Source organism: Rhizobium sp. CIAT894, from assembly GCF_000172795.2.
GTDB lineage: Bacteria > Pseudomonadota > Alphaproteobacteria > Rhizobiales > Rhizobiaceae > Rhizobium.
Genome location: NZ_CP020949.1, coordinates 145,883 through 171,298, shown reverse-complemented (window position 1 = coordinate 171,298; position 25,416 = coordinate 145,883). Strand labels below are relative to the sequence as shown.

The window sequence follows — 25,416 nt, the reverse complement described above, 5'->3', positions numbered from 1 at the left end:
CTCTGGAGGGATCGGCGGGGGAGGAGAAGACAATGGCCTATTTTCTGACGGCTGATGGCGGCACCGAGAGCCTGCGCGCACGGGTTTACGATCTGTCCGGCACCTGCCTCGGCAGCGTCGCCGTTCCCTATGAGACGAAGTTTTCGAGCGGCGCGCGCGCCGAGCAGAATCCGGAGGACTGGTGGAGCGCCTTTGTCACCGCCTCCCGGCAGGCCATCACTGAGAGCCGGATCGATCCGGCGGCAATCGAATCGATCTGCCTTGCGACGACGAGTTGCACGGTGGTGGCGCTGGACCGTGACGGTCGGGCGCTGCGTCCCGCCATCATCTGGATGGATGTGCGCGCCAATGCGGAGGCCGATGCAGTGCTGGCCACCGGCGACGACGCGTTGATCACCAATGGTGGCGGCAAGGGACCGGTCTCGGCCGAATGGATGGTCCCTAAGGCTTTGTGGATCGCCCGCAACGAGCCGGAGATTTTCAAGGCGGCGCATACTATCTGCGAATATCAGGATTTTATGACGCTCCGGCTGACCGGCGAGCGGGCCGCCAGCCTCAACAACGTCGCCCTTCGCTGGCATTACCAGACAGATCGCGGCGGATGGGCGACATCGCTGGTCGAGGCCCTCGGCATACCCGAACTGATGCAAAAGTGGCCGCAGCGCGTGGTCGCTCCCGGCGAGGTGGTCGGTACGCTCAGCGCCAAGGCGGCCGATGCGCTCGGTCTGCCCGCGACCGTCAAGCTCGTACAGGGCGGTGCGGATGCGCTGATCGGCATGATCGGCCTTGGCGTGGCGCGGCCGGGGCAGCTTGCGCTGATCACCGGATCGTCGCATCTGCAATTCGGCGTCTCCGAGACACCGCTCAATGCACCGGGAATCTGGGGAAGTTATCCCGATTGCGTCTATCCCAAGCGCTACATCGTCGAAGGCGGTCAGACCTCGACAGGCTCGATCATCGCATGGCTCGGGCGCCTGATGAACGGCACGATGGATCTGGACGGGATGAACCGCAAGGCTGTCGCGCTGGAGCCCGGCTGCGACGGTCTCATCGTGCAGGATCACTTTCAGGGCAATCGCACGCCCTATACCGATCCGCTGTCGCGCGGCGCCATCGTCGGACTGACGCTTGCGCATGAACCGCATCAAATCTTCCGCGCGATCATGGAAGGAATCGGTTTCGGCACCCGCGCCATTCTCGATGCCATGGCTGATGCAGGCTATCGCGGCAGCGAGATCACGGTCGGCGGCGGGGCAGGTGCCTCTGATCTCTGGTTGCAGATCCATGCCGATACGGCCGGGCTCCCGGTCTGCGTACCGGCGTCGCGCGATGCGCCCTCCGTCGGCTCCGCGGTTCTGGCGGCGCATGGTGCTGGCCATTTCGCCACCATCGACGATGGGATCGCCGCCATGGTGAAACCCGGAAAACGCATTGAGCCGCGCCCGCGCGAGGCAGCGCTCTACAACGAGATCTACCAGCAATACCGGGCGCTTTATCCCGCCTTGAAATCCATTCGCGAGCTGAGGGGAACCACGACATGACGGGCGACGCGGATTTCAGGCTGGACGGCAAGGTTGCGGTGGTGACGGGTTCTGCCCGCGGTATCGGTCGTGCGGTGGCCGAACGCCTGGCGGCTGCTGGTGCGCATGTGGTGATTGCCGACCTTGATGATGCGGAAGCGGCTGTGACGAGTGCTGCCATCGAGCGGGCATGCGGCAAGGCGAGCGCCATTGCGCTCGATGTCACGGATCGCGATGAGATTGCCGAGGTGGTCGAGCGGCTCTACGCTGCACACGGCAGGATCGATATTCTCGTCAACAATGCGGGTATCGTACGCAACGCGCCGGCCGAGGAAATGAGCCTCGACGACTGGAAATCCGTCATCGACATCGATCTTGGCGGGGTCTTCAATTGCTCACAGGCCTTCGGGCGGCGCATGATTTCGGATGGACGCGGCGCGATCGTCAATATCTCGTCCATCTGCGGTGAGGTGACGGTCTATCCGCAGCCACAGGTCTCCTACAATGCGGCGAAGGCTGGGGTGAACCTCCTGACCAAATCGCTGGCGGTCGAATGGGCCAAGCAGGGCGTGCGCGTCAACGCTGTCGCTCCCGGCTATGTCGGCACCGAAATGACGCTCAAGGGCCGAAGCAATGAGGAATGGTTTGGCACCTGGATGCGCATGACGCCGATGGGTCGTCTCGGCGAACCGCGAGAAATCGCCAATGCCGTTCTTTTTCTGGCCGCCGACGCATCGAGTTACATCACCGGAACGGTGCTGACGGTCGATGGCGGATATACCGCGATGTAATCTGGAGGAGTTTGAAAAATGCATGAACAGACAAGAACGGTGCTGGTGACAGGCGCCAGCCGTGGTATCGGCAAGGCGATCGCCGTTGGCATGGCCAAGCGTGGCTATGATGTGGTGATCAACGATATCGAGCGGCAGAGGGACGCGCTGGCGGAGGTAGCAGTCGAGATCGAGAGCTTTGGACGCAGGGCACTAATCGTGTTTGCCGATGTCAGCAACAAAGCGGATGTTGGCCGGATGGCGGGGGAGGTCCGTGCGGCCTTCGGGCACCTCGACGCCGTCGTCAACAATGCCGGCATTCTGATTTCCGGCGATGTCGAAGGTCTCAAGGAAGAATACTGGGACAGCGTTATGGACGTGAACGCCAAAGGCACGTTCCTCGTCATCCAGTCCGTTCTACCCATGATGAAGGCCCGGAAATACGGCCGCATTGTCAACATAGCCTCGATCGGGGGCAAGCATGGCGCGCCGGAACAGGCGCATTACTCCGCATCAAAGGCAGCAGTGATGGGCTTCACCCGCGTTCTAGCGCAGGAGGTCGGTGTCGACGGCATCACGGCAAATTGCGTCTGCCCCGGCATCATCCTGACCGATATGGGTCGCGTCAATCTCGATGATCCGGCCGTGCGCAAAGGTTGGCAGGACAAAACCGCGATGCGCCGGATCGGAGATCCCGAGGACGTCGTCGGTGCGGTGGCATTTTTCGCATCCGGCGATGCCGCCTTCATCACCGGTCAGACACTCAACGTCGACGGCGGTATTGTATTGAGTTGACGGATGCCGCAAGACGACTGCTGCAAGACACCGCGCAGCCACTCTTGAGAATCGCTACCACTTGCGGCTTTGCGGACGTGAATGCCATGCGCAGGGTCTTCGCGAAGACCATCGGCGTAATCCCGAACGAATACAGAAGTCGTTTCCAGACATCGTCGACGCCATCAAAGGCCGCGCCGATCACCCACGTTCCAGGGCACTCGGGGAGCGAGCTCGCGATTGAGATTGCATTAGCTGCCGCCCACGGGAGGTCTCGCCAGACAAGGAGCGCGATCGATTCGAGCTTACGGGATGGAACAGGAAACAGTCCGAATAGCACGGTATAGCGCCCCATATTTGTCGGCGGCAGGCTTGGTGTACATCAGCCATTGTCAGGATAGACGGCGCGCTATAAATTTTGAAGCGCCGGGGAAACTAAAGTGGACAAGCGCAAATCGCGCTGCGGTGTCGCCGGGTGACGTCGCCCGCAACGACCGGCTAGATTTGGGGGCATAAGCGGTTTACACCACTTCCCTGCGCTACATTCGAACTCTTCCCGTTGTCGATCATCATGATGTCTTAGCTGTTCCTTGTGTAAGACGGGAATCGCAAGCGAACAAATGAGATTTCCTTAACTGGCATAAGGCAGATTGACGATGTTGGATCGATTTCAGCTTGAGGCACTTGCCGAAGTCCTTCGTAACACAAGCTTCGAGCGGGCGGCCAAAGTACCTTCGGATTACGCCTTCGGCAGTCTCGCAACATATTAGAGCGCTTGAGGAAGAGGTCGGCGCGGTCTTAATCGTCCGCGACCATCCGTGCCGGCCTACCTATGGCGCCTCCGAATTCTTCAGTGGTCGGTTTCTAGTTGCCGGTTGCACCATACAGCCGATACTCCTTAAAGGCTTGAACCGCCCTCCGCCTCGCATTCCTGCGCGGTGGAGGACATGCTTCGTGGGCGTGCCTCAGGCGGCGTTGAGTGTCTGTTCACAGCGCAGCAACATGCCGTAGAGATCGCGGGGTTCGTCGGGGTCGGCGAGGAGGTCGAGTTCGGTGAACATCTCGAACTGCGTGATCTTCTCCCGTACGTAGCGAAGGGCCGAGAAGTCTTCGATGGCGAAGCCGACGCTGTCGAACAGCGTGATCTGGTCGGCGCTTGTACGGCCGTTCACCTGCCCGGTCATCACCTGCCAAAGTTCGATGACAGGATGCTCGGCCGGCAACTGCTGGATTTCGCCTTCGATGCGGGTCTGTGGCGGATATTCCACAAAGATGTCCGAGCGCAGGAGGATATCCTTGCTGAGTTCCGTCTTGCCGGGGCAGTCGCCGCCTACGGCGTTGATATGGATGCCCGGGCCGACATGGTTATCCGACAGGATGGTCGCGCACTGCTTGTCTGCCGTCACGGTGGTGACGATGTCGGCCCCCTCAACGGCTTCTTCAACTGACGAGCAATGCTCGATCATGAAGCCGAGACCAGCGAGATTTCGGGCGCATTTCCGCGTTGCCGAGGGGTCGATGTCGTAGAGCCGAAGCTTATCGACCCCAAGGAGTGACTTAAACGCACGGGCTTGGAACTCGCTTTGCGCGCCATTGCCTATGATCGCCATCGTCCGGGCGTTCGGACGAGCCAGATATTTTGCGGCGACTGCGGACGTCGCTGCCGTGCGCAACGCGGTAAGGATTGTCATTTCAGTCAGCAGCATCGGGTAACCGTTACCGACATCAGACAACACGCCGAATGCTGTTACGGTCTGGCGGCCGTCGCGGGTGTTCTTCGGATGACCGTTCACATATTTAAAGCCGTAGAGCGTTCCATCGCTCGTCGGCATCAACTCGATGACGCCTTCTTCCGAATGGGAGGCAACACGAGGCGTCTTGTCGAAGACCGGCCACCGGCGGAAATCTTCCTCGATGACGGCCGCCAGTTCCACGAGGAACCGATCGATACCAACCTTAAGGACCAGCTTCATCATGTGATCGACGCTGACGAACGGGACGATGTTCAGTCTGTGCTCAGTGTTCATTTTGTCCTCCAAAAAAAGATCAGCGATCGTCAGCCTGCGAGGGTCGGGCGATCCATCACCCGCTTGCCCATCAGGCTGGCGACTAGATCGACGAGCAGTTTGGCGGTCTTGCCGCGTTCGTCGAGAAACGGATTGAGCTCGACGATGTCGAGGCTCGTCACGAGGTTGCTGTCATGGAGCATTTCCATGATCAGATGCGCTTCGCGGTAGGTCGCTCCGCCAGGCACTGTAGTGCCGACTGCGGGTGCGATGTCGGGCTCCAGGAAATCGACGTCAAAGCTCACATGCAGGAGGCCGTTGGCGGCCTTCACCTTTTCGATAAAGTTCCTGACGAGAACAGCGACGCCGTGTTCATCGATCACGCGCATGTCGTGGACCGTGATGCCGGTGCGCTTGATCGCGGCTTGCTCGGCTGAATCGACGCTTCGAATGCCAATCATGCAGACGTTTTCAGTGGGGACCGCATGCACCAGTGTGGGAAAATATCCGTCGAAACCAGCCTGGCCAGTGTAATAGGCGACCGGTGTTCCATGCAGATTACCGCTTGCTGTCGTCTCAAGGCTGTGGAAATCGGTATGGGCGTCGAGCCAGAGAACAAACAGCGGCCGGCCAAGCTCTGCAGCCCGGCGGGCAAGTCCTGGTACCGTACCGGCGGATATCGCGTGGTCGCCGCCCAAGAATATGGGCATGCCATTGGCGCTGTGTTCGTAGGCAGCAGACGACAGCGCCTCGACCCAGGCAACGGTCTCCCCAAGGTGATGTACTGCCGCATTGGGATGGGGCATCTCGTCGAAGGTTCGAGGTGTGAGGTTTCCGACGTCCTTTACGGTATGCCCCAGTTCTTCAAGCGCTGCGCGAAGGCCAGCGATTCGAAGAACGCTCGGCCCCATTTCACAGCCAAGCTGCCCCGCTCCAATTTGCAAGGGGGCGCCGATCAGCGTGCATTCCATGACTTACTCCCGTTTGACTTTGGGCAGAGTAACCGGCGAGACTGGCAGATTGAATATTGAAATTTGGCAGAACGTAATGCTATTCTGCTCAAGTTGATTGGCACATGGACCAAAGTGGCATGGATGACCTCGATCAAAAAATCGTAACACTCTTGCGCGGGAATGGACGGCGAAGCGTTTCGGATCTTGCTCTTGAGACCAGTGCATCGCGTGCGACGGTGCGAGCCAGGATAGAGCGGATGGAGCACGATGGAACCATCCTCGGCTATACGGTTATGCTTCGAGCAGATGCCCTTGAGGACGTTGTGCGGGGGGTCATGATGATCGAGATTGAGGGCCATGTAACGGATCGCGTGATCCGCACCCTCGGAGGTTTTCCGGAAATTTCGCAGATCCACACGACAAATGGCCGTTGGGACCTCTTGGTGGAACTGAGCGCCTCAAGTCTCACCGATTTCGACGCCGTGCTTCGCAAGATCCGGCTCGTTCCAGGCATCACTAACAGCGAGACGAATTTGCTGTTGTCGACGCCTCGATCCACAAGGGCGAAGCTTTAAAGACCTTTCGAGCCAAGCCGTCGAATTTCACGCTTATTGTGCCCACCCCGCATCAACACCTTAGCGAAGCTCAAGATTCCCGATGTTCACAACTCTATGGTCGATCAGGGCCTGACTTCGATCGCCCGGCACCGTCATCAGTGCAGGATCTGGCTTAGGAACAGGCGGGTGCGTTCGTGCTGGGGATTGTCGAAGAACTGAGCGGGGATGTTCTGTTCAACGATCCGGCCCTCGTCCATGAAGATCACGCGGTTTGCCACCTGGCGGGCAAAGCCCATTTCATGGGTCACGCAGATCATCGTCATCCCTTCTTCGGCGAGCGAGACCATGGTGTCGAGCACTTCTTTGACCATCTCAGGATCGAGCGCCGAGGTCGGCTCATCGAACAGCAGTATTTTCGGCTTCATGCACAGCGAGCGGGCAATCGCAACGCGCTGTTGCTGACCGCCCGAAAGCTGGCCTGGGTACTTGTTGGGCTGCTCGGGGATCTTGACGCGCTTCAGGAAGTGCATGGCGACCTCTTCAGCCTGCTTCTTTGGCATCTTGCGCACCCAGATTGGGGCCAGCGTGCAGTTTTCCAGGATGGTCAGGTGCGGGAAGAGGTTGAAGTGCTGGAACGCCATGCCGACTTCACGGCGCACTTCGTCAATCTTTTTTCGTTGGTGAGCTCGATGCCATCAACGACGATCGTACCCTTCTTGTGTTCTTCCAGCCGGTTGATGCAGCGGATCATCGTCGATTTTCCGGAACCGGACGGCCCGGCGATGACGATGCGTTCGCCAATTCCCACATCGAGATCGATATCCTTAAGTACGTGAAATTGTCCGTACCATTTGTTCACCTCCACCAGGCGAACGGCGTGTCTCTGTGCGTACATCATTTCAAGACCTTATAATGCTGCCACAGCTACACGAGCTGTGATCCGTTGTATTCGTTGCGGGAGCACTTCAAGATCCATGTTGGACATGCCTCAACGCCCCGGAATGGCTGTTCGCGCTTCGATGAGCCTGAAGATTCGCCCGAAAACCGCACCGAGGACAAGATAGATGGTCCCGGCGATGAGGAAGGTCTCAAATGGCGCGTAGCTACGGGCGACAAAAACACGGGCCGATCCCGTCATCTCCATGACAGTCACGGCGCTGGCCAGAGTCGATCCCTTCATGACGAGAACGAGTTCGTTGCCAATAGCGGGGAGTACTGCGCGGTAGGCCTGCGGGAGGACGATTTTTACAAGAAGGACGCCATGACGGATGCCAAGCGCTTTCCCTGCCTCCCGTTGCCCTGATGGTAACTGTCGGATTGCACCGGCGAGCAGTTCCGCGGAATAGGCTGCGGAATTCAGGCCGATCGCTATAATCGCGCAGTAGATAGGGCTACGGAGGATTGGCCATAGGAAACTGTCACGGACGGCCTCGATCTGCCCCAATCCATAGTAGATGATAAACAATTGCACGAGCAGGGGGCTCCCGCGCACGAAAAACGTGTAGGTTGAAACAGCCAAGCGGAGCGGACGCCGTTCCGAGGTCAGACCAAGCGCAAACGGCAGGGCCAGAATTTGGCCGTGGCAAAAGCTGGCGACCGTGATCACCAGGGTGAGAAGGAAGCCGTCTTTCACGGCCATGAAGGCTGGTTCAAAAAGGTCCAGGGACAGCATATTTATCTCAAATGCGATGTGAGGCGGGACTCGTACGCCTTCAGCAGCAGGCTGGAGACCCCTGTGATCGAGACGTAAAGACCGGCTGCGGTGAGATAGAACGCGAGAGGCTGATGGGTCGCCCCCGCGGCAACTACCGATTTGCGCATGAGTTCCTCAAGCCCAACCACCGAAACCAACGCACTTTCCTTTAGAATGACGAGCCATTGGTTGCCCAGGCCGGGAAGGGCACGAGCCATCATTTGCGGCAGTATCACCAGGCGGAACGCCCGTGGCCGGCGGAAGCCTAGGGCAAGGGCTGCTTCCCACTGTCCTGCTGAAACGCTGAGCAGCGCGCCGCGCAGAATTTCTGTCAGATATGCGGCCGCGACAACGGAGAGGGCGGCGATCCCCGCGCTCATTGCGTCAACTTCGACGTAGCTTCCTGTGAGGTTCGTCAGAAGGACCGTGCCGCCGTAGAAGATAAGGAAGATGACCAGAAGCTCCGGGAGTCCCCGGATCAGGCTGACATAGCCCATGATTATGCGGCGGGTGACGCGGTTTCCGTAGATCGCCAGAGGGGCAAGCACCACGGCGATCAATGAGCCGGCAACCAAACTACCGACGGCGACGCCGAGCGTCATCAGCAGTCCCTGGAGGAGCTGCTCCTTGTACTGAAAGACTGCATCAAGCATTGACGATCCCTTTGGAGAGAACGGCCGCATGGTCACAAAGCGCGGCGAAGAACTCCGCAGAGAAGCCGATCATGTTTTCAAAATGCTCGACCAGGATGTTTTCATCCGGGGAATGCAGCATCGCGCCGTGATGAGTGAGCCCTGCGCCGAAGAGCGTTGCGCCGAACTTATGGACGAATGGATAGGCCAATCCTGATGCGGCTGAACTGGGCTGAATCACCGCGGGGCGATCAAACCACTTCTCAAGCAGCTTTGCACCGAATTCGACGGCAGGATGCGACGGATCGCTGCGAACCCCCAAGACCTCGGCGTCCAGGATGTTCAGCTCGAGATCCTCGAAGCCAGTCCGGTCAAGGTGCAGCCTAAGCAGCTCGGCGATCTTGATGGGCTCTTGGCCTGGAGCCAGGCGGAAATCCAGCTTCACAACCCCGGAGCACGGAAGCACTGTCTTGGCACCTTCGCCGCCATACCCTCCGTGGAAGCCGTTCACATTGAGGCATGGCTCGAAATTGAGATGCTCATAGAATGTCGATCCATCGATCCCACTCAAAAGTCTGCGGCCGCCGGTCTCCTCTTGCAGGTCTTCGAGGGCGAAGGGCGGCCAGGCTGCAAGCTTGGAACTGCGCGCGTCCGGCGCGAGTACAGCATCGTAAAATCCATCAATAAGAATTCGGCCCGCGGTATCGCGAAGGGATGAGACGGCCGCCGCCAGCCGCCACAGAGGATTGTCAAAGATCGCACCAAGACTGGAATGGAGGTCTGCTCTGGCAGTTCGGCAATGAAGCTCGACCGCCAGGATCCCCTTAAACCCCATCAGGATAATGGGGCGCCCTGTTTTGTCGACCTCGCCGAACTCCCACCAGCAAAGATCCGCCCGTGTGTCGGGAAACCTCTTTTCGATGAACCCAAGGAGCGACGGGCTTCCGATCTCTTCTTCGCCTTCCACGATCCAGATGATCTTGAAAGGCAACGGTTCCATATGCTTGGCGCGGAAGGCCCGCCATCCGGCAAGGCGACTGACAAACTCGCCCTTGTCATCGGCCGCGCCGCGCCCGTATAGGCGCCCGTCGCGCTCAACAAGATGGAACGGCTTTGCTGTCCATAAGTCGATCGGGTCTTCAGGTTGCACATCGTAGTGGTTGTAGATAACGAGGGTGAAAGGGCCGTCGCCGATTTCTCCGACTACGAAGGGACCGACGCCTCCCGAATGCTGCTCAGTCTGAAAACCGGCTGAGGACAGCAGCTCTTCAATCTGTTGCGCACAACGCTCGAGTCCTTCTCCTCGTGCACTTACGGATGGAATGGCGACAAGGTCGGACAAATCCTTCCTTGCCGCAGCTACGATTTCGGGGGATGGGCGCATTTTAACTCCTGCTTGGGAGGCGACTTATCGCCTCCCTCTGGTCGTCACTTCTTGGAGAGGTCGTAACGAAACCATTTTTCGGCAATGGACTTGATCGTTCCGTCTTGCAGCATTGACTGCACCGCGCCATCGATCTTTCCTTTGAGCTCGGTCTTACCCTTGCCCATGGCCACGCCTTGACCCTTGCCAAACTCTGAAAAATCTGCGCTCGTTAAGAGCGGGCCGGCGTAGATCAGCTTGTCCGCACCACGGTCCTTCACGAGCGGCTCCCAAGCGGAACGCTCCATCAGGCCAGCATCGATACGGCCCGCGATCAGGTCGTCCGCTATCTGATCCGGACGGTCATAGACGCGGATATCGGCATCCGGGAAGTTTGCGCGGATAACCTGCTCATGGGTCGTGCCGGTCTGGACGCCGATCGCAGCCTTTGCTAGGGCGCCTTGCAGGTCCGATGCGGACTTGGCATCAGCCGTTTTGCTTCCGGCGGCGGCGACGATGGAATTCGGCGCGTCTGCATAGGCGGCAGAAAAGTCGACCTTCTGGGAGCGTTCGTCGTTAATCGAGACGCCCGAAATCACCAGATCGAACTTGCCAACCTGGAGGCCCGGCAGAAGGCCGTCATATGCCTGGTTCTGCCAAGCGCACGTGGCGGCGATGCGTTTGCAGATTTCGTCGCCGACGTCCTTGTCGAAGCCGACGATTTGTCCGCTGGCATCGACCGACTCCCACGGGGGATAGTCGGCACTGGTGCCAATGCGAAGATCCTCGGCCGATGCGGCAGTGGCAAGGAATGCGAAGCCAAGTGCGATAGTCATTCGTTTCATGAGATTCCCCTTTTGTGGAAACGAAAACATCCTCCGCTTTGCAGGGCGGATGGAATTGTTTGAAGTGGATTGGATCGAGCGGCCGATATGGCGCTTTCCTTGACGAAGAGCGAAACTCTGCCGTCAGGATTGCGGCGAGGTCATCGGCATTAGCGACAATCAGGTCATAGAGCTTTGGCAGAACGGCCGCGCGCTACTTGCCGGTCTTTGGCCTAAAGCTCTGGGTCTGTAGGGGGCGTCGATGGAGCGGGCTGTCTCCGCGCGGTTCATATCCGGCAGAGTGGCGATAACATCGCCATTCGACCGGTTGGTGACCTCCCAAGTCTTGCCGCTGTCGCTCTTCAACCCATTCTCCGATCAACGCCTTATCGGCGGCCAGCGACGGGTCCTAGAGCTTGGAAAGCAGTTCGTCAGAAATGGTCATGGGTGCGGCTTCCGCAGCGCATTCGCGCTATGTGTCTTCGATAATGGCATCGCTTCGAAGAACACGCCGTCTTCGATTGCGATCGGGAGGAGGAAGCGAATGACGTTGCCAAAGACGTCGCAGTTCAAGAGATCAGGGCCTGCCCATTGCCTTCTCGCGCACCTTGTTGGTGAAATCGGCATTCGGAGTAGCTTGCGGCCTCATCAGTTAGGCGTACCGTTAGCATCAGTTCTTCGACCAATGGGCGCCCACAGATCTACGTGTACGGCCCCTGTTAGCTAATCGCGTTGGACGGCTCTCGCGTTGATTATGCCAACCCCAGTGTTCCGTCGGACTAGGATCGAAGTCAGCCCCTGATCACTCCCCGACGTCAGCTGGGATTCCACTAGGCGGCTCATGACCGTATTCAGTTTCGTACTCGTACGAATCACAGAACAGCTTTCCGTTGCGACCCCAGTCTTCTCGGCTTATTTCGGTGAAGGTAAAGTTGATTGTTTCCGGACGACATTTGGCGATCCTAGAAAACTCTCGCGTTAGCACTTCGGCCAACTCTCGCTTCTGTTCCAATGTCCGGCCGGGAAACCAATCAACACGAATGAATGGCATTTGGATCTCCTTTTCCGCGAGGACGATTTGCCCCTCACGGTGCGATGTCGCCAAGAGGGTAAATTCATCATGGTTCGTTACCCGAATGGTTCCCCCATTCCTAATCGGATTTCGCATTTCCGCATTATTCGATTTTCCTATGCATATCGGCAGCTGCCGTATTCGAACTTCATGGGGGTCCCCAAGAGGGTGATGTGGCACGGAGAAAGCGCGGCGGAAATAGTCGCGAAACGCATTCATTGCGGGATAGAATTCCGTCCTCCTGCGCCAGGCAAGAGCGATGTCCATCGATCGGGACAATCTTTTCGATCAGCTCGCCTTCAAGCGACCAAGCCCGACGGATCATGTCGGACAGGATCGTGACTCCCTGTCCATTTGCAACCATGGACCTGATAGCTTTCGTCGATGATGTTATAAACTTCACTCTCGGCCGGTGGGGAGTCTGACTCCAGTACTGAAGCGTGTATGCGCTGCTTCATCGACCGACAGCATTATGTACGGTTCATCCGCGATCTCCTTTAACTCGACATTGTCGCGAGAGAGGAGGCGATGTTTCGAAGAAAGCCACAACCTACGCTTTGAGCTTAGATGCGTTTCCGCAGCCAAGTCCGGATTGACGTTGTTTGAGGTCAGAAAGACCGCGATGTCATAGCGGTTGGCCAGCAGTCCTTCTTCGATAGGCTCTCGTGCCATCTCAAAAAGACGGATTTCAAGCTTGGGAAGCATTCGCGACACCCGGTCGATGTGGTAGGGCAGGGAAAAGCCGAGAACTGTGTAAGTCGCCGCGACATTGAGGGCTGCGTCCGAGTCTGCTGAGGGAGCGCGAACAGACATCGCCTCCTCCTTCCCCCCAGCGTCAACTCCACACCTTGTCCTGTGGGACGAAAAGTTCAATCCCCACTGCCTGCTCAAGATCCTTAATGGCCGCCGTGATCCGCCGACGAGTTTTTTCGCTCTCATTTCAACAAAATTGGGCCTAAACGTTGTGAAATACCTGTTTCCGTAACCGCTTGGAGGTATTCCCGCTATCTGAAATCCAGATATCCTCGATCAAATAATTGAATTTCCTTATTTTATTATTTGCGCTACCTTTACCCTGGGCGAAGTATGCGCCCGATTAAGCATTAGATCCCTCTGACGGAAATGGCTGTTCGGCTCGAGACCCACGGTTTTCGGCGGGCCGATCCCTGCGCTGACAGGGACCGAGGACGTTCAAAGTGCAATCGCGGATGTTACTTCGTGCCAGTGAATGGCATCGTGCGAGAGCTAATAATGCTGCATCGACCTGAGTAGCACGGCCGCAGGTCGTACACGGCTTTGCAGCCAGAACCTGATGGTCGGTAGGTGGATGTCCATGCGAGTTTCTCTTCGTCACTTTCGATTCTTCGTAGCGGTTGCCGAAACCGGGCAAGTGTCGAAGGCGGCAGCGGCACTTTTCACATCACAGCCCTCGGTTACAGAAGCGATCAAAACGCTCGAGAGCGACATGGGAGTAAAGCTATTCGACCGCAGTTCGAAGGGCGTCACGCTCACCTATGAGGGAGGGATCTTTCTGCAACATGCGCGGAACGTGCTCGCCGCCGCAGTCAATGCGATGTTGGCGCCTCAACTGGTGCAAAGGGACATGGCCGGCGAGTTGACGCTGGCGTGCACTCACACTGTGACAGGCTACTTCGCAACACCTTTGCTCTCACGGTTCCGTCGGATTTTTCCGGAGATCAAAGTCAACCTTGTTGAATTCAAGCGCGCCGAGATCGAGCGGAGGATCCTGGAGGGTGATATTGATCTGGCGATATGCCTGCTTTCCCCGCTCGAAAGCGGTGATCAGATTGAGACCGAATTGTTGGTCCGATCTAAAAGACGGCTTTGGTTGCCGGCAAATCATGGGCTGCTTGACAACAAGAGCATCTCGTTGCGCGATGTCCAGATGGAGCGGTATATCATGCTTGCAATCGACGACGCGGAAGAGACCACGTTGGCGTATTTCAGGGATGCTGGTCTAGAGCCAAATGTCGTATTTCGTACAACCTCCATGGAGGCGATCCGCAATCTTGTGGCGGAGGGCTTTGGCGTTACGATCCTGTCTGACATGGTCTATCGACCTTGGTCGCTTGACGGCGTCCGGCTAGCTGCAGCGTCGATCTCCGGCGAGGTGCCGAGTATGGACATTGGGCTTGCCTGGAGTAGGAATTCGGGTTTAAGCCGCGACGCAAAACTGTTCGTTGATGTGTGCCGTTCGGGCTCGGGCGTCCTCGCTGGAACTGTCTACGACGAGCCACTTTGATCATTTCTCGCGAAGCGGCCTAGTCATTATCAGAAATCCTGAATTTCAATATCCTGCAATATGATTATCAACCGGCTACCGCTGCCTGTACCCTTGTATTTTCAAACTATCCGAGGAGGAAAAGGCATGAGCCCGAGAACAATCGACATCAGCTGCGACATGGGTGAGGGCTTCGGACCCTGGCAGCTCGGTTCCACGAGCGACGAGCAACTGATGAAGCTCATCAGCTCTGCAAACATCGCCACTGGCTTTCACGCCGGCGATCCGAACCTCATGGATCTTTCCATTCGCCGGGCGTTAGACAACGAGGTTCAGATTGGCGCACATCCTGGTTTCCGCGATTTGCAAGGCTTTGGTCGTCGCAAGATCGAAGCCAGCGCGGAGGAAATGGTCAATGACATCATCTACCAGATCGGCGCATTGCGAGAGTTTGCCCGCTTGCATGGTGCGCCGCTTCAGCATGTAAAACCGCATGGCGCGCTCTACATGGCGCTTGCGGCAAACGACGTTGCCTCGGCTTTGTTCGTGGGCATCATGCGCCGCGCCGCCCCCGACACGTTCATTTATTGTATGGGCGCTTCCGAAACGTACAAATCTGCTTTGCGAGCCGGTCACCCGGTCATCCGGGAATTCTATGCCGACCGCGAATATGATACGACGGGCAAGATTGTTTTCACACGCAAGCCAGACGACTACAAACCACAGAAGGCCGCCGAACGGGTGATCCGTGCCTGCCTTGAAGGAAAGGTTCGCCCTGTTGATGGGACCGATATCGAGATCGCCTTCGAATCCATCTGCGTGCATTCGGATACGCCCGGCTCGGTCGAGCTCTTGATTGCGATCCGGGAAGCGCTGATCGCAAATAACATTGGGATTGCCCCCCCATCGGTTGCCGTCGCCCGAGGTGCTGCATAGCAGCAATATCATCTATCTAGTCACCACACCAAGTGAAGCGATGGGGTCGGTAATTGCCGGCCCCTTTGTCTTACCGTCTGTAAAATTGCAGCGGTCCACTCCGCAGTACCATCTCGGTTGTTGGGTAGAGCAAAATCGAACAACCAACTCCCCGGCGAACCTGCACGGGCGGGTGAATCGATCATTTGCGGCTCCAGGTCTTGCGGATGGCCGCGATCAGGCACTTCGATGCCTTGGGTAGTGAGCGATCGGCAGCAAAGAGAGGGTTACGGCACGCGCCATGCCGGCGGGGCCTCGGCCCCGCCTTATCGTGGAATAATAAACCAACCCCCGCAGTGTGAAGGACTGGATGGCTTCCACAAGGGAAAACCTGCCGTTATGCCAGTTCCTCATCCTTGACGTGGGCGATAGGCTGAAGCAGCGAAAAATCAAACTGAGTAAGGCCCGCACGCCCCTTCACCTTATTGGGCCAATCAGGGTTCGCCAAAGCTGCCTTGCCCAAGGCCACGATGTCGGCACCTTCTTCCATGACCTTTTGGGCATCGGCAAGCTGGGTCACACTTCCGTTTGCGATGATCGGAACTCCTTTGGCGTAACGTCGAGCAAGCTTGACCAGGCTGTCGTCGCCGCCCTCGAATGCAGGCTTCCAAGCTTCGAATTCCGTGACGTGGATGTAGGCAGCTCCGGCATCTGCAAGCGCGCCGAAAACCGCTTCCGCCCCGGCCTCTTTTTCCGTCCACTTGTGAGTGAAGTCATTGACCTTGCCTTGCGAGATACGCACGCCAACCGGTTTTTCCCCACTCACACTCTTCACTTCCTTGAGCACCGCAAGCGTAAGGTTCAGGCGCTGCCGGATATCGCCACCCCAGCGATCTGCTCGCTTATTGGTGTACTCGGTGAAAAACTGGTCGAGGAGGTAGCCGTTTGCCCCGTGGATCTCTATCCCATCGAAGCCCGAGACCGTCAGCGCGCGGCGAGCCGCTTGGCCGAAGCCGGCGATCGCGTCCGCAATATCCTCTTCGGTCGCCTCCAACGGGATCGGGTACTGGCCGACGCCCCGATAGAAGCCCATCTGCTCGCCCTTCGGCAGCTCGGCGGAAGGGCCGAGCGTCTTATCCTTGAAAATGTTTGCCTGACTGAGAGCGCCGGCATGCATGAGCTGCGCGAATATCTTCGCGCCATGCTCGTGAACAGCCGAGACGACTGGTTTCCAGGCCTGGGCCTGCTCGTCGTCAGAAATGCCCGGCTGGTAGGCGTAGCCCTGTGAGTACAGCCGATCCGGGTAAATGCCCTCTGACATGAGAAGACCGAAACCACCCTTCGCAAACCGCCGGTAATAGGCGACCATCCGCTGCGTCGCTAGGCCGTTCTCAGTCGCGCTCACCCGCGTCATCGGGGCCACCGCAAGCCGATTGGCAAGCTCGACACTCTTAATATCAAAACTCGTGAAAATGGTCTCAGCGCTCATTCTTTCTCGACTCCTTAAGTGAGATGATTTAATCCCCACAGTGCAGGCATTTGGAGGGACTATCGGCTAAAGACCCTGGGTCGGGTAGTCGCTATGAAGGTTGAACCGCCTTAACGATTTTGGATATACCGATGAACCTTGATGACGTTGCGGTTTTCGTTGAAGTCGCCGAAGGCAACAACCTCTCCTCTGCGGCTAAACGGCTCGGAATTTCCACCATGACCGCATCACGCAGGCTCGCTGCGCTGGAGAGCGAATTGGGCGCCAGGCTAGTTCATCGTACGACTCGGTCGGTTTCTCTGACGTTGGAAGGGGAGAAGTTTACGTCCTATGCACGGCAGATGATTGAGGCCCAAACTTCGGCTCGCGACGAATTCTGCACAACTTCTATTGCAAAGGGTGTCTTGAGGATCACCGCACCGGTCGTCTTTGGCCAATCGGTGGTGATGCCGATCATCCCGAAACTGCTCGAGCGTCATCCCCAACTCGGCGTTGACTTCACCTTGAGTGACGACATAGTCAACATCGTTGCCTTGGGGATTGATCTCGCGCTTCGGATCTCCCCCATGCGTGATTCAAATCTCATCGCTCGGAGACTGACGGATAATCCCCGCATGCTCTGCGCGGCCCCGTCCTACCTTGCGAAACGAGGGGTCCCCAAAACGCTCGATGATCTCCAAGAGCACAACTGTCTGCACCTACACCTCGTGCAGAAATGGCAATTTGAGAAAGGCGGCGAAATCCAGGCGTTCAGGCCGCGGGGAACGTTTGCCACCAGCAGCGTCGCTGCGGTCCTTGACGCCTGCGTCAGAGGGTTAGGAATCGCGTTGCTTTCATATTGGGACATCCGGTCTCAGCTTCAGTTGGGTAGCTTGGTCCAGCTCGAACTGAACGACGCGAAAGCCGAGCAGCTTGCGGTGTGGGCAGTGTTTCCCACAAACCAGCATGTGCCAGTTCGCGTGCGTGAATTCCTAGCGTTACTGGAACCGGTATTAAGGGAGGATGCGGCGCCATATCATTGAAGTGGTCGAGACCGAGGTCCCAACCACTGTCAATGCAAGAACACACACATCGCTTTAACCGATCAGTGGGCTGATTAGAGGCGGAGGCTCAGGCTGCGTCGAGACCGCTGGCAACATTCGTCTTCGGTTGGAAGGCGATCTTGAACCGGCCGATGAGAGCGAGGAGGTTGTCGGCCTCGCTTGACAAATACCGCGTCGCAGCACTGGTCTGTTCGACCATCGCTGCGTTTTTCTGTGTCATCAGATCCATTTGGTTGACTGCCGAATTGACCTCGCCAAGCGCTTTCGACTGGTCTCTGGCTGCAATGGCGATCTGGCCAACCTGTTCCGAGACGGTCACGATTTTGGACGATATGTCGGACAAGACGACCCCTGTCTGCTTCACCAAGTACGAGCCTGAGGACACTTCCTCGCTGGACCTGTCGATCAATGCCTTAATCTCGCGCGCGGCATCCGCCGAACGCTGGGCAAGCTCCCGCACCTCCTGGGCCACGACCGCGAAGCCCTTTCCGGCCTCGCCTGCGCGCGCTGCCTCGATCCCGGCGTTCAAGGCAAGGAGATTGGTTTGAAACGCAATGTCGTCGATGACATCAATTATCTGAACGATCTTGCCCGACGCGTTTTCGATGCGTGCCATCGCAGAAACGGCGCTCTCAACAACCGTGAAGGACGCGTCCGCTGATAGCTTGGTTTCGACAACGATACGGTTCGCCTCCGCAGCTCGTTCGGCGGAAGAGCGAACGGTGGTGGCGATCTGGTCCACAGCCGCAGCCGTTTGCTCGAGCGCCACAGCCTGTTGCTCTGTGCGCTTGGACAGTTCGTCGGACGATTTGCTTATTTCAGCGGCGTTGCCTTGTATAGAGAGGCTGTTGTTGCGGATATTCCCCATGACCTGCTGAAGCTGGCCGAGCGAGGAGTTGAAATCGCTCCTTAGTTGCTCAAGCCGACCATCGAACGGAGTCTGGATAAGTTCGGAAATGTCGCCGCTCGAAAGCCGTCCGAGGCCCGACGCGAGCGCCGCGACAGCAAAGTCTATTTGATTTGCAATCCTCTGCTTCTCTTCATCGTTGTGGCGTCGCATGTCCTCTGCGGACGCCCGCTCCACTTCGCTTTGCTGTTCGATCTCAATCTTTGCCACAGCGTTTTGTTTAAATATCCCCAAAGCACGAGCCATCTCACCGAGTTCATCAACGCGCTCTTCGCCGGCAATGGCGGTATCGAGCTTTCCATCCGCGAGCTTTCGCATGGCCGATGTAATTTGGAGTATGGGGCCTTTGAACGTCATCACGAGTCCGATGCCCGCGAAAACCGCGATCAGAACCCCAAGGAGAGACGCACTCATCGAAATACCGTTTGCCTTGAAACGCTCTTCTCCCGCTGAGCGCTTCTGCGTTTCCGCAAAGGCGTTGAGTTGTTTCCAAATCGTATCGATCTCCGCGGCTGCAGAACCAAAGTCCCGATGACGCTCTTCCGAAATCGTCGCGAATTGACGGCTGTTTGCTTCAATGTCGTTGAGGATTGGGATCAGTTCGGCTTTCACATTCATTCGATCGGCGATAAGCTGCGAAGATGATCCGATCGCTAGATCGATCGTGTATTTCCGTGCGTTCTCGATATCGCGTAGAACAGTCTCGAGGTTCTCAGGGGAGGGACTGAGGATGAACTTGGCTAGGACGATCTGGATGTCGTATCCAGAATTGATAAGCTTGCGGCTGTAAGCGGCGAGGCCGTTCACCTTTACGATAGACCCGTTCAGCTGAGACAGTTCCTGCGTCGATTCCTTTACTTTTCGCGACGCCGCGACTGAGAACTGAAACTTGAACTGGCGCAAGCCGACAATGTCGCTATCAAGTCGGCTTTCCTCCTGATCGGCGAGAGGCTCGTTATCTGCCGCCGCGGCAATGCGATCAATGGCGACGAAGAACCCGTCGACCTTAGACTTATCTCCGTCAGCCAGTCCATCGCGAACAAGCTTCTCAAGTACACGCAACTCTTTGACGTGTTCCCGGATAACGGCCTGCTTCGTCAGAGCATCATTCGCCTTGGTGTACTGTGTTGCTATGGCATCGATCATAGGCAGGCCCGTATTGAGCTGTTCTGCCGCGCGCAGTTTCTTCATCGAGCTTCGCTGACGCTCTGCCGTCTCGCCTTGAACCTGTGACGTGGCCCGCGAAAGATCGGCCTGCTTCTTGCCCAACGAAACAAGACCGGATTGCAACTGCGCCTCAAGACCGACTTCCGTCTGATGTAGTGTCCAGAGATCGCCCATCTGGGAGGAGACCCGCTGAACCGCGGCCATGGCTTCCTGCAATTGCTGGCGATCCCCAGCATCCGCGCCGGCCTCCATTGCGACCAGCATGTTATGTTGATCCGCTAGTTTTTGAACGACGGCGTCACGCTTTTGCACGGTAGCCTGGGCCAGGAACGCCTCCATGTCCGAAGAGACGTCACGGAAGCCGGAAAGCGACTGGAGCAATTTGTCCGACGTATCCATCTGTCCCTGCAGCAGACCGGATACATATAGCCCGGTCACGCCGACGGCTGCGATACTGATCACGAACGGACATATGAAGATCAGAACCTTGGTCTGAATCCTGAAACGCCGTAAAAGCCTATCGAAACTCATGGCAAACATTATTACCCCTTCTGGAAACCGGTCATGTCCGGGCTGTATTGTTACGGCGTTTTGACCCGCGGGGAACGACCGTCACGATCCGCGGACGATGCCTTCGATGCCGAGAGCGGCTGAGAGCAATGTCTCGTCCTGTCCCCTCGAGCCTGAAATCAGGAAACCCACAGGCATGCCCGCCTCGCCCGTGCCACATGGGATCGATATGCCGCACCAATCGAGAAAGCTGCCGAGTGAGGTGTTCCGCAGCGTTTTCCCGTTCATGGCGAAAAAGGCGTCTTCGTCCTTTTCCAGTCCTTCGAGCGGTGGCGCGACATGCGCCACGGTTGGAAAAGCAACGAGCCTGGAGCCGATCTGAGCCTCGACTTCCCCAGTCATGCGTCTGCGCGCTGCGAGAAGCGCGACATAGTCTGGCATCGTGATCTTTTGACCGGCCAGTGCTCGTTTGACGACTCGACGATCGATCAACCTAGCGTCTGGACCGATGATGCGCGCCTCATGAAAGGCGTAGGCCTCGGCGGTCACGAGTGACCCGTACTGTGCCATAGTGTCTAGTAGTTCCGTTAGAGCCGGAATGGGCTCTCGCACGATTTTAGCGCCCGCGACGCTGAGGCGATCGAGAGCCAGTTCGAAGGCCTTGACGACGTCCCCACCGGCTCCGTCAAAGACTACATTTGTGGGAATGACGATTTCGAGCGCCGATGCGGGGCAGGGCGCACCGACGGATGGCGTCGCGCCGCGCATTGCAGCATCGATCCACCAAGCATCCTGAACAGATCTAGCCAATGGACCGAGCGAGTCCAAGCTGTCCGCAAGCGGATAGATCCCTTGCATCGGGTAACGGCCACGGCTCGCCTTGTAACCAATGAGACCATTGAAGGCGGCGGGTATTCGAACGGAACCGCTCGTATCCGAGCCGATAGAGACCGGCACCAGCCCCGCCGCGACCGCGACCGCGGAGCCCGACGATGACCCGCCGGGAATCCGATCGACGTCGCGACTGAGCGGGTTTAGCGGCGTGCCGAAATGGGGGTTTAGCCCTAATCCGGAGAAAGCAAGCTCGCTCATGTTCACCCGGCCGGTCGACACCATGCCGGTAAGGGCCAATCGGGCGACCACGGCCGCATCTGCCGCAGCTGGTGCATGGTCCCGCCGCAGGAGCTTGGATCCTGCCGAAGTGATCGTCCCCTCCAGATCGAAGAGATCCTTCCAGGCAACCGGAACGCCTTCAAGGAGACCGAGCGACCGGCCGTCGCGAAGCCGCTTGGAAGACTCCTTCGCCTCACGGATTGCCCGTTCGCTTGTAACCTCGATGAAAACTGCGTCATCTGGGAAACTAGCGATGCTTTCCAGAATTTGCTCGATGACCGTGACCGGATCGGTATGACCGCTTTGGATGAGAACGGAAAGCTGGGCAATCGACATTGAACCGTAGGATTGAACCATATTCTATCTTCCGCGCTTCACGAGGCCATGAACCGTGTCCAGCGACGGACCAGGTAGTTATGCTCGTCCATGGTGGTATTCCACACTGCGATCGCGTTTGCTCGTTGCAGATAAGCGCCGCCGCTTCGCACGGCGCCAGCCTTGACGCGGGTGACGCCGTCTGGCCCGGGCAGGTCGACTTCAGCCGGTAGCCCTTCGTACCAATAATTCCACTCGGCCTCCGTCATATGCTGGCGGGACCGTTCGGGGGTGGAAATATAGTAGCCTTGCCGCGCGACGACAGCGCCCGGCCAGCCGGAAATCCACCAGTTCAGGTACTCATAGGCTGCGTCCAGCGTCCGACCGGAAAGGTGCTTGGCGAGACACAGGCCGCCATGCCATGCACGGTACCCCTCTGCGGGATTCGCAAGTTCCGCCGAAACGCCGACCAAGTTAAGGCGGCTGATGCCCGGCGACCACATGGACTGGATTTTGGTGTCGCCTGCAATCATAAGGCTTGCAGCCTCCTCGGCAGTCCTCCAGAACGAACAGAAGAATCCCGCCTTCTTGCGATCCTCAAGAATGTCCATAAGGCGGTCTATTTCGGCAATGGTCATGTTGCCGATGTTTTCGAAGGTCATAAGGCCAGCGGATTGTGCCGCAAGGGCGGCATCGAATATTCCGATCGCGGGCTCGTTTACGAGCGCGACGCTTCCGTGCCACCGCGGATCGAGAAGCTGTGCCCACGAGCTCATCTGATTGGCGTGTGACATGTCGCTTCGATAGGCGAAGCTGTCGAAGTTATGGGTTGTCGGCAGCATTGAGATGCTGTCCGAGGGCCGATCCGAAAGGGCAAAGCCGGGCTGGACGTAAAGTTTCTTGACCGGAGCATCCCCTTGACCGATCCGAGCGTTCGGGCCGATGCGCCCGGCCTTAGTCAGGTCGGTGACCTCGTCCCACAATGGAATGCGGGACAAATCGATCGGCTGCACCGCGCGCCAGTACCAGACGATGTCGAGGTTATGGAAGCACTGGTCATATATATCGTAGGTATCCGGCTCGAGAGCAGCTGTGTGCTGCGCCGTGATGAAATCCTGATTGTTGAATTCGATGTCCATCCCGAGATCGCATTGAGCGCCCAAACGCAACTGATCGAGGAGTGAGATCTCGGTTCCCAAGATCCGAAGTTTGATGCGCCCGCCGGTGTGGACCGCAGGTGCGCTTAGTTCGTTTGATGTATCCGTTCTCATACCAGGCTCGGTTCCCATTCTTGGCTCGGCGTCGCGTCCGCAATATTGTGGAAAGTCTTGAACGATTGTTCAATGGCGGAGCAATCGATACCGTCGACGATGAAGACGATACGCGAGCGCTGCTCCCTGTCGGACCAGGACCGCATGTGGACCGGGGGATGGACCAGGTGCTGCACGGCGTGGATCGCCACGGGAAATTCCTCGCCTTCGATATTGAGGATGCCCTTGACCCTCAGGATGCGGTCGCCATGGCGGTTGAGGAGCATTGTGAGCCATACGCCGAAGGTCGTCCAATCGACAGCTCCGTCGAAGACGAGGACGAAGGACCGGATACGGTCTGCATGGCCGAGGGCCGTGGGGCCAACCCAACCCTCATCGCAATAGAAGCCGCCGGGCGACTGTAGCGCGTCCGACCGCGTAAGCGTTGTCGGATCCATCAGAATGCCGATGGCGAGGTCTCCATCCACACTCTGCAAGATTGGCGCGTCTGGATTGATGCTTCGAACCATTTCCTTGACGAGTTCGGTCTGCGCCGGGTCGCTGATGTCAGTCTTGGTCAAGACAACAACATCCGCGATCGCCACCTGGCGAACGGATTCACGATAGCCAACCAACTGCGCGTCAGCATTTACCACATCGACTGTGGTAACGACGCCTGAGGCCTTGAAATGATGCCTGAGGACCGGATCTGCCTTAAGAGTCGATAGCACGGGGAAGGGGTCAGCGAGGCCGGTGCTCTCGATGACAATCCGGTCGAAGGGAGGAACCACCCCGCGCTCCCGTTTCGAGTGGAGGTCGCGGATCGCCTCTGACAGTTCGCCGCGCACGGTGCAGCACAAACAGCCCGATTGCAGGAGTACCATCGTCTCGTCGATCCGTTCCAGCAGATAGTGGTCGAGACCGACCTCGCCAAACTCGTTGATGAGCACCGCGCAGCCAGCAAGTGCCGGATCGGTCAGAAGACGTTTCAGCAAAGTCGTCTTGCCGGAGCCGAGGAAGCCGGTGAGCAAAGTCACCGGCGTGAATGCAGGAAAGGGCTCACCCACGGGATTCGGCCTTTATTCTAGTGATGAGCACGCTGTCCAGAGGGTCGATGGGACGGCCGGCGAGCCGTTCGGCCGCCGGCCAGAGATGTCCCAGATCATCGATGATTTCTGTCTTTCCGGTCCGTGTCGAGAGAAGATATTTTGTCCCCTGCCAATCGGAAATCGTAAGCGCGAAATGACCCAGAATCCGGTTTGCGATGACGACGCGGCGAGCGCGCTCGCGCCGCCGATCGATCCCGTTCGCGGCACGGGTATAGACGCCAGGCCGCGCCACGGCATCCGCCCAATGTTCGTTGCCTCCCAGAATACCGCAGAGCGAGCACATCCTGCCGTCCTTACTTGGCGCGCGGGAAACGGGCCGCGAAATCGTCGGCGATTTCGTTCATCGTTACAAATTTCACGCCCGGATGTTTGCTCATGTGGGCAAACAACCGTTCCAGCATCATCAGCACCTGCGGCCGTCCTGCCACGTCTGGGTGGATGGTGATCGGGAACACAGCATAGTCCATCTCGCGATAGACCCAGTCGAACTGGTCGCGCCACATTTGCTCGATGTCGTGCGGATTGACAAACCCATGGCTGTTGGGCGATTTCTTGATAAACATCATCGGCGGCAGATCGTCGAGATACCAGGACGCCGGGATTTCGATCAAGTCGGTCTCATGTCCGCGCTTCAGCGGGATCATCCAGTCGTCAGGCTTCTTCGAATAGTCGATCTTCGTCCAGCTGTCGCCAACTCGGACGTAATAGGGGGTGAAGTCGTTGTGCATCAGGGAATGGTCATACTTGATGCCGCGTTCCAGAAGCAATTCGTTGGTGACGTTGGAAAACTCCCACCATGGCGCCACGTAGCCGGTTGGCCGCTTGCCGGAGAGCTTGGTAACCAGCTCGATGCACTTGTCGAGAACCTGGATTTCCTGCTCCCGGGTCATGGCGATCGGGTTCTCATGGGTATAACCGTGAATGCCGATTTCATGGCCGGCATCGGCGACGGCCTGCATCTGCTCGGGAAATGTCTCGATGGAATGGCCAGGGATGAACCATGTAGTCTTGATGCCGAAACGCTCGAAGAGCTTCAGCAGGCGAGGGCTGCCCACTTCACCGGCGAAGAGGCCCCGCGAAATATCGTCCGGCGAATCCTCGCCACCATAGGAACCTAGCCAGCCGGCCACGGCATCCACATCGACCCCAAAGCTGCAGAATATTTCTTTTGCCATGTGATAGTTCTCCTTTA

The 25,416-nt window shown here is 57.8% G+C and carries 23 protein-coding genes and 3 pseudogenes; 9 read left to right on the top strand and 17 right to left on the bottom strand.

The window, feature by feature from the left end:
- Positions 1–32 precede the first annotated feature (32 nt).
- The 5 genes and pseudogenes from RHEC894_RS23515 to RHEC894_RS33485 form a co-directional block, all read left to right on the top strand.
- Positions 33–1,541, top strand: coding sequence for an FGGY-family carbohydrate kinase (locus RHEC894_RS23515; RefSeq protein ID WP_085739413.1), 1,509 nt, complete (start codon positions 33–35; stop codon positions 1,539–1,541).
- Entirely contained in the window at positions 1,538–2,311 is a 774-nt protein-coding gene (locus RHEC894_RS23510; protein ID WP_085739412.1) for an SDR family oxidoreductase, read from the top strand. Before RHEC894_RS23515 ends, RHEC894_RS23510 begins: the two co-directional genes overlap by 4 nt.
- 18 nt (positions 2,312–2,329) lie before the next feature.
- A complete protein-coding gene (locus tag RHEC894_RS23505; protein ID WP_085739411.1) occupies positions 2,330–3,085 on the top strand; it encodes an SDR family NAD(P)-dependent oxidoreductase in 756 nt (251 codons plus the stop codon).
- Positions 3,085–3,411 (top strand): annotated as a pseudogene (locus RHEC894_RS33925) (helix-turn-helix domain-containing protein); the annotation flags it as partial. The gene RHEC894_RS23505 and the pseudogene RHEC894_RS33925, both read left to right, overlap by 1 nt.
- Positions 3,412–3,720: 309 nt before the next feature.
- Positions 3,721–3,895: pseudogene (locus RHEC894_RS33485) on the top strand (LysR family transcriptional regulator); the annotation flags it as partial.
- A 134-nt stretch (positions 3,896–4,029) separates the two neighbouring features.
- Here RHEC894_RS33485 and ocd read toward each other — a convergent pair.
- Positions 4,030–5,091, bottom strand: coding sequence for an ornithine cyclodeaminase (ocd, locus tag RHEC894_RS23490; RefSeq protein WP_085739410.1), 1,062 nt, complete (start codon positions 5,089–5,091; stop codon positions 4,030–4,032).
- Positions 5,092–5,120: 29 nt separating this feature from the next.
- Complete coding sequence (rocF, locus tag RHEC894_RS23485; protein ID WP_085739409.1) at positions 5,121–6,041, bottom strand: arginase; 921 nt, start codon at positions 6,039–6,041, stop codon at positions 5,121–5,123.
- A 119-nt stretch (positions 6,042–6,160) separates the two neighbouring features.
- Between rocF and RHEC894_RS23480 the strand changes: the two genes are divergently transcribed.
- Positions 6,161–6,598, top strand: coding sequence for an Lrp/AsnC family transcriptional regulator (locus tag RHEC894_RS23480; RefSeq protein ID WP_085739504.1), 438 nt, complete (start codon positions 6,161–6,163; stop codon positions 6,596–6,598).
- A gap of 137 nt (positions 6,599–6,735) precedes the next feature.
- Here the strand turns inward: RHEC894_RS23480 and RHEC894_RS23475 are convergent.
- The 8 genes and pseudogenes from RHEC894_RS23475 to RHEC894_RS33805 form a co-directional block, all read right to left on the bottom strand.
- Positions 6,736–7,478, bottom strand: a pseudogene (locus RHEC894_RS23475) (amino acid ABC transporter ATP-binding protein).
- 90 nt (positions 7,479–7,568) lie between these two features.
- A complete protein-coding gene (locus RHEC894_RS23470; RefSeq protein ID WP_085739408.1) occupies positions 7,569–8,252 on the bottom strand; it encodes an ABC transporter permease subunit in 684 nt (227 codons plus the stop codon).
- A 2-nt stretch (positions 8,253–8,254) separates the two neighbouring features.
- Positions 8,255–8,926, bottom strand: a complete 672-nt coding sequence (locus RHEC894_RS23465; protein ID WP_010068436.1) for an ABC transporter permease subunit — start codon at positions 8,924–8,926, stop codon at positions 8,255–8,257.
- Complete coding sequence (locus tag RHEC894_RS23460; protein ID WP_085739407.1) at positions 8,919–10,289, bottom strand: M20/M25/M40 family metallo-hydrolase; 1,371 nt, start codon at positions 10,287–10,289, stop codon at positions 8,919–8,921. Before RHEC894_RS23460 ends, RHEC894_RS23465 begins: the two co-directional genes overlap by 8 nt.
- Before the next feature lie 44 nt (positions 10,290–10,333).
- A complete protein-coding gene (locus RHEC894_RS23455; RefSeq protein WP_085739406.1) occupies positions 10,334–11,113 on the bottom strand; it encodes a transporter substrate-binding domain-containing protein in 780 nt (259 codons plus the stop codon).
- A 781-nt stretch (positions 11,114–11,894) separates the two neighbouring features.
- Positions 11,895–12,431 (bottom strand): tautomerase family protein, encoded by a 537-nt coding sequence (locus tag RHEC894_RS33480; RefSeq protein WP_245339534.1) that lies wholly within the window; start codon positions 12,429–12,431, stop codon positions 11,895–11,897.
- Positions 12,313–12,567: a hypothetical protein gene (locus tag RHEC894_RS33810; protein ID WP_277545250.1), complete on the bottom strand. Its 255-nt coding sequence runs from the start codon at positions 12,565–12,567 to the stop codon at positions 12,313–12,315. Before RHEC894_RS33810 ends, RHEC894_RS33480 begins: the two co-directional genes overlap by 119 nt.
- Positions 12,564–12,977 carry a LysR substrate-binding domain-containing protein gene (locus RHEC894_RS33805; protein WP_277545251.1) on the bottom strand — a complete coding sequence of 138 codons (414 nt, stop codon included), beginning with the start codon at positions 12,975–12,977 and terminating at the stop codon, positions 12,564–12,566. The genes RHEC894_RS33810 and RHEC894_RS33805 overlap by 4 nt, the downstream gene beginning before the upstream one ends.
- 520 nt (positions 12,978–13,497) lie before the next feature.
- Between RHEC894_RS33805 and RHEC894_RS23435 the strand changes: the two genes are divergently transcribed.
- Positions 13,498–14,427, top strand: a complete 930-nt coding sequence (locus tag RHEC894_RS23435; protein ID WP_164517714.1) for a LysR family transcriptional regulator — start codon at positions 13,498–13,500, stop codon at positions 14,425–14,427.
- Positions 14,428–14,553: 126 nt separating this feature from the next.
- On the top strand, positions 14,554–15,342 hold the full coding sequence (locus tag RHEC894_RS23430; protein WP_085739404.1) for a 5-oxoprolinase subunit PxpA: 789 nt from the start codon (positions 14,554–14,556) through the stop codon (positions 15,340–15,342).
- 376 nt (positions 15,343–15,718) lie between these two features.
- Here the strand turns inward: RHEC894_RS23430 and RHEC894_RS23425 are convergent, their stop codons facing one another.
- Positions 15,719–16,810 carry an NADH:flavin oxidoreductase gene (locus RHEC894_RS23425; protein ID WP_085739403.1) on the bottom strand — a complete coding sequence of 364 codons (1,092 nt, stop codon included), beginning with the start codon at positions 16,808–16,810 and terminating at the stop codon, positions 15,719–15,721.
- A gap of 131 nt (positions 16,811–16,941) precedes the next feature.
- Between RHEC894_RS23425 and RHEC894_RS23420 the strand changes: the two genes are divergently transcribed.
- Positions 16,942–17,832, top strand: coding sequence for a LysR family transcriptional regulator (locus RHEC894_RS23420; protein ID WP_085739402.1), 891 nt, complete (start codon positions 16,942–16,944; stop codon positions 17,830–17,832).
- 88 nt (positions 17,833–17,920) lie between these two features.
- Here the strand turns inward: RHEC894_RS23420 and RHEC894_RS23415 are convergent, their stop codons facing one another.
- The 6 genes from RHEC894_RS23415 to RHEC894_RS23390 form a co-directional block, all read right to left on the bottom strand.
- The gene (locus tag RHEC894_RS23415; RefSeq protein ID WP_245339533.1) at positions 17,921–20,467 is read right to left on the bottom strand and encodes a methyl-accepting chemotaxis protein; all 2,547 of its coding nucleotides are present in this window, start codon (positions 20,465–20,467) and stop codon (positions 17,921–17,923) included.
- A gap of 72 nt (positions 20,468–20,539) precedes the next feature.
- A complete protein-coding gene (locus tag RHEC894_RS23410) occupies positions 20,540–21,907 on the bottom strand; it encodes an amidase (RefSeq protein WP_085739401.1) in 1,368 nt (455 codons plus the stop codon).
- Positions 21,908–21,924: 17 nt separating this feature from the next.
- A complete protein-coding gene (locus tag RHEC894_RS23405; RefSeq protein WP_085739400.1) occupies positions 21,925–23,136 on the bottom strand; it encodes an extracellular solute-binding protein in 1,212 nt (403 codons plus the stop codon).
- Positions 23,133–24,182 (bottom strand): GTP-binding protein, encoded by a 1,050-nt coding sequence (locus RHEC894_RS23400; protein ID WP_085739399.1) that lies wholly within the window; start codon positions 24,180–24,182, stop codon positions 23,133–23,135. The genes RHEC894_RS23405 and RHEC894_RS23400 overlap by 4 nt, the downstream gene beginning before the upstream one ends.
- Positions 24,175–24,507 carry a hypothetical protein gene (locus RHEC894_RS23395; RefSeq protein ID WP_085739398.1) on the bottom strand — a complete coding sequence of 111 codons (333 nt, stop codon included), beginning with the start codon at positions 24,505–24,507 and terminating at the stop codon, positions 24,175–24,177. Before RHEC894_RS23395 ends, RHEC894_RS23400 begins: the two co-directional genes overlap by 8 nt.
- A gap of 10 nt (positions 24,508–24,517) precedes the next feature.
- Entirely contained in the window at positions 24,518–25,399 is an 882-nt protein-coding gene (locus RHEC894_RS23390) for a polysaccharide deacetylase (RefSeq protein ID WP_085739397.1), read from the bottom strand.
- Positions 25,400–25,416: the final 17 nt, after the last annotated feature.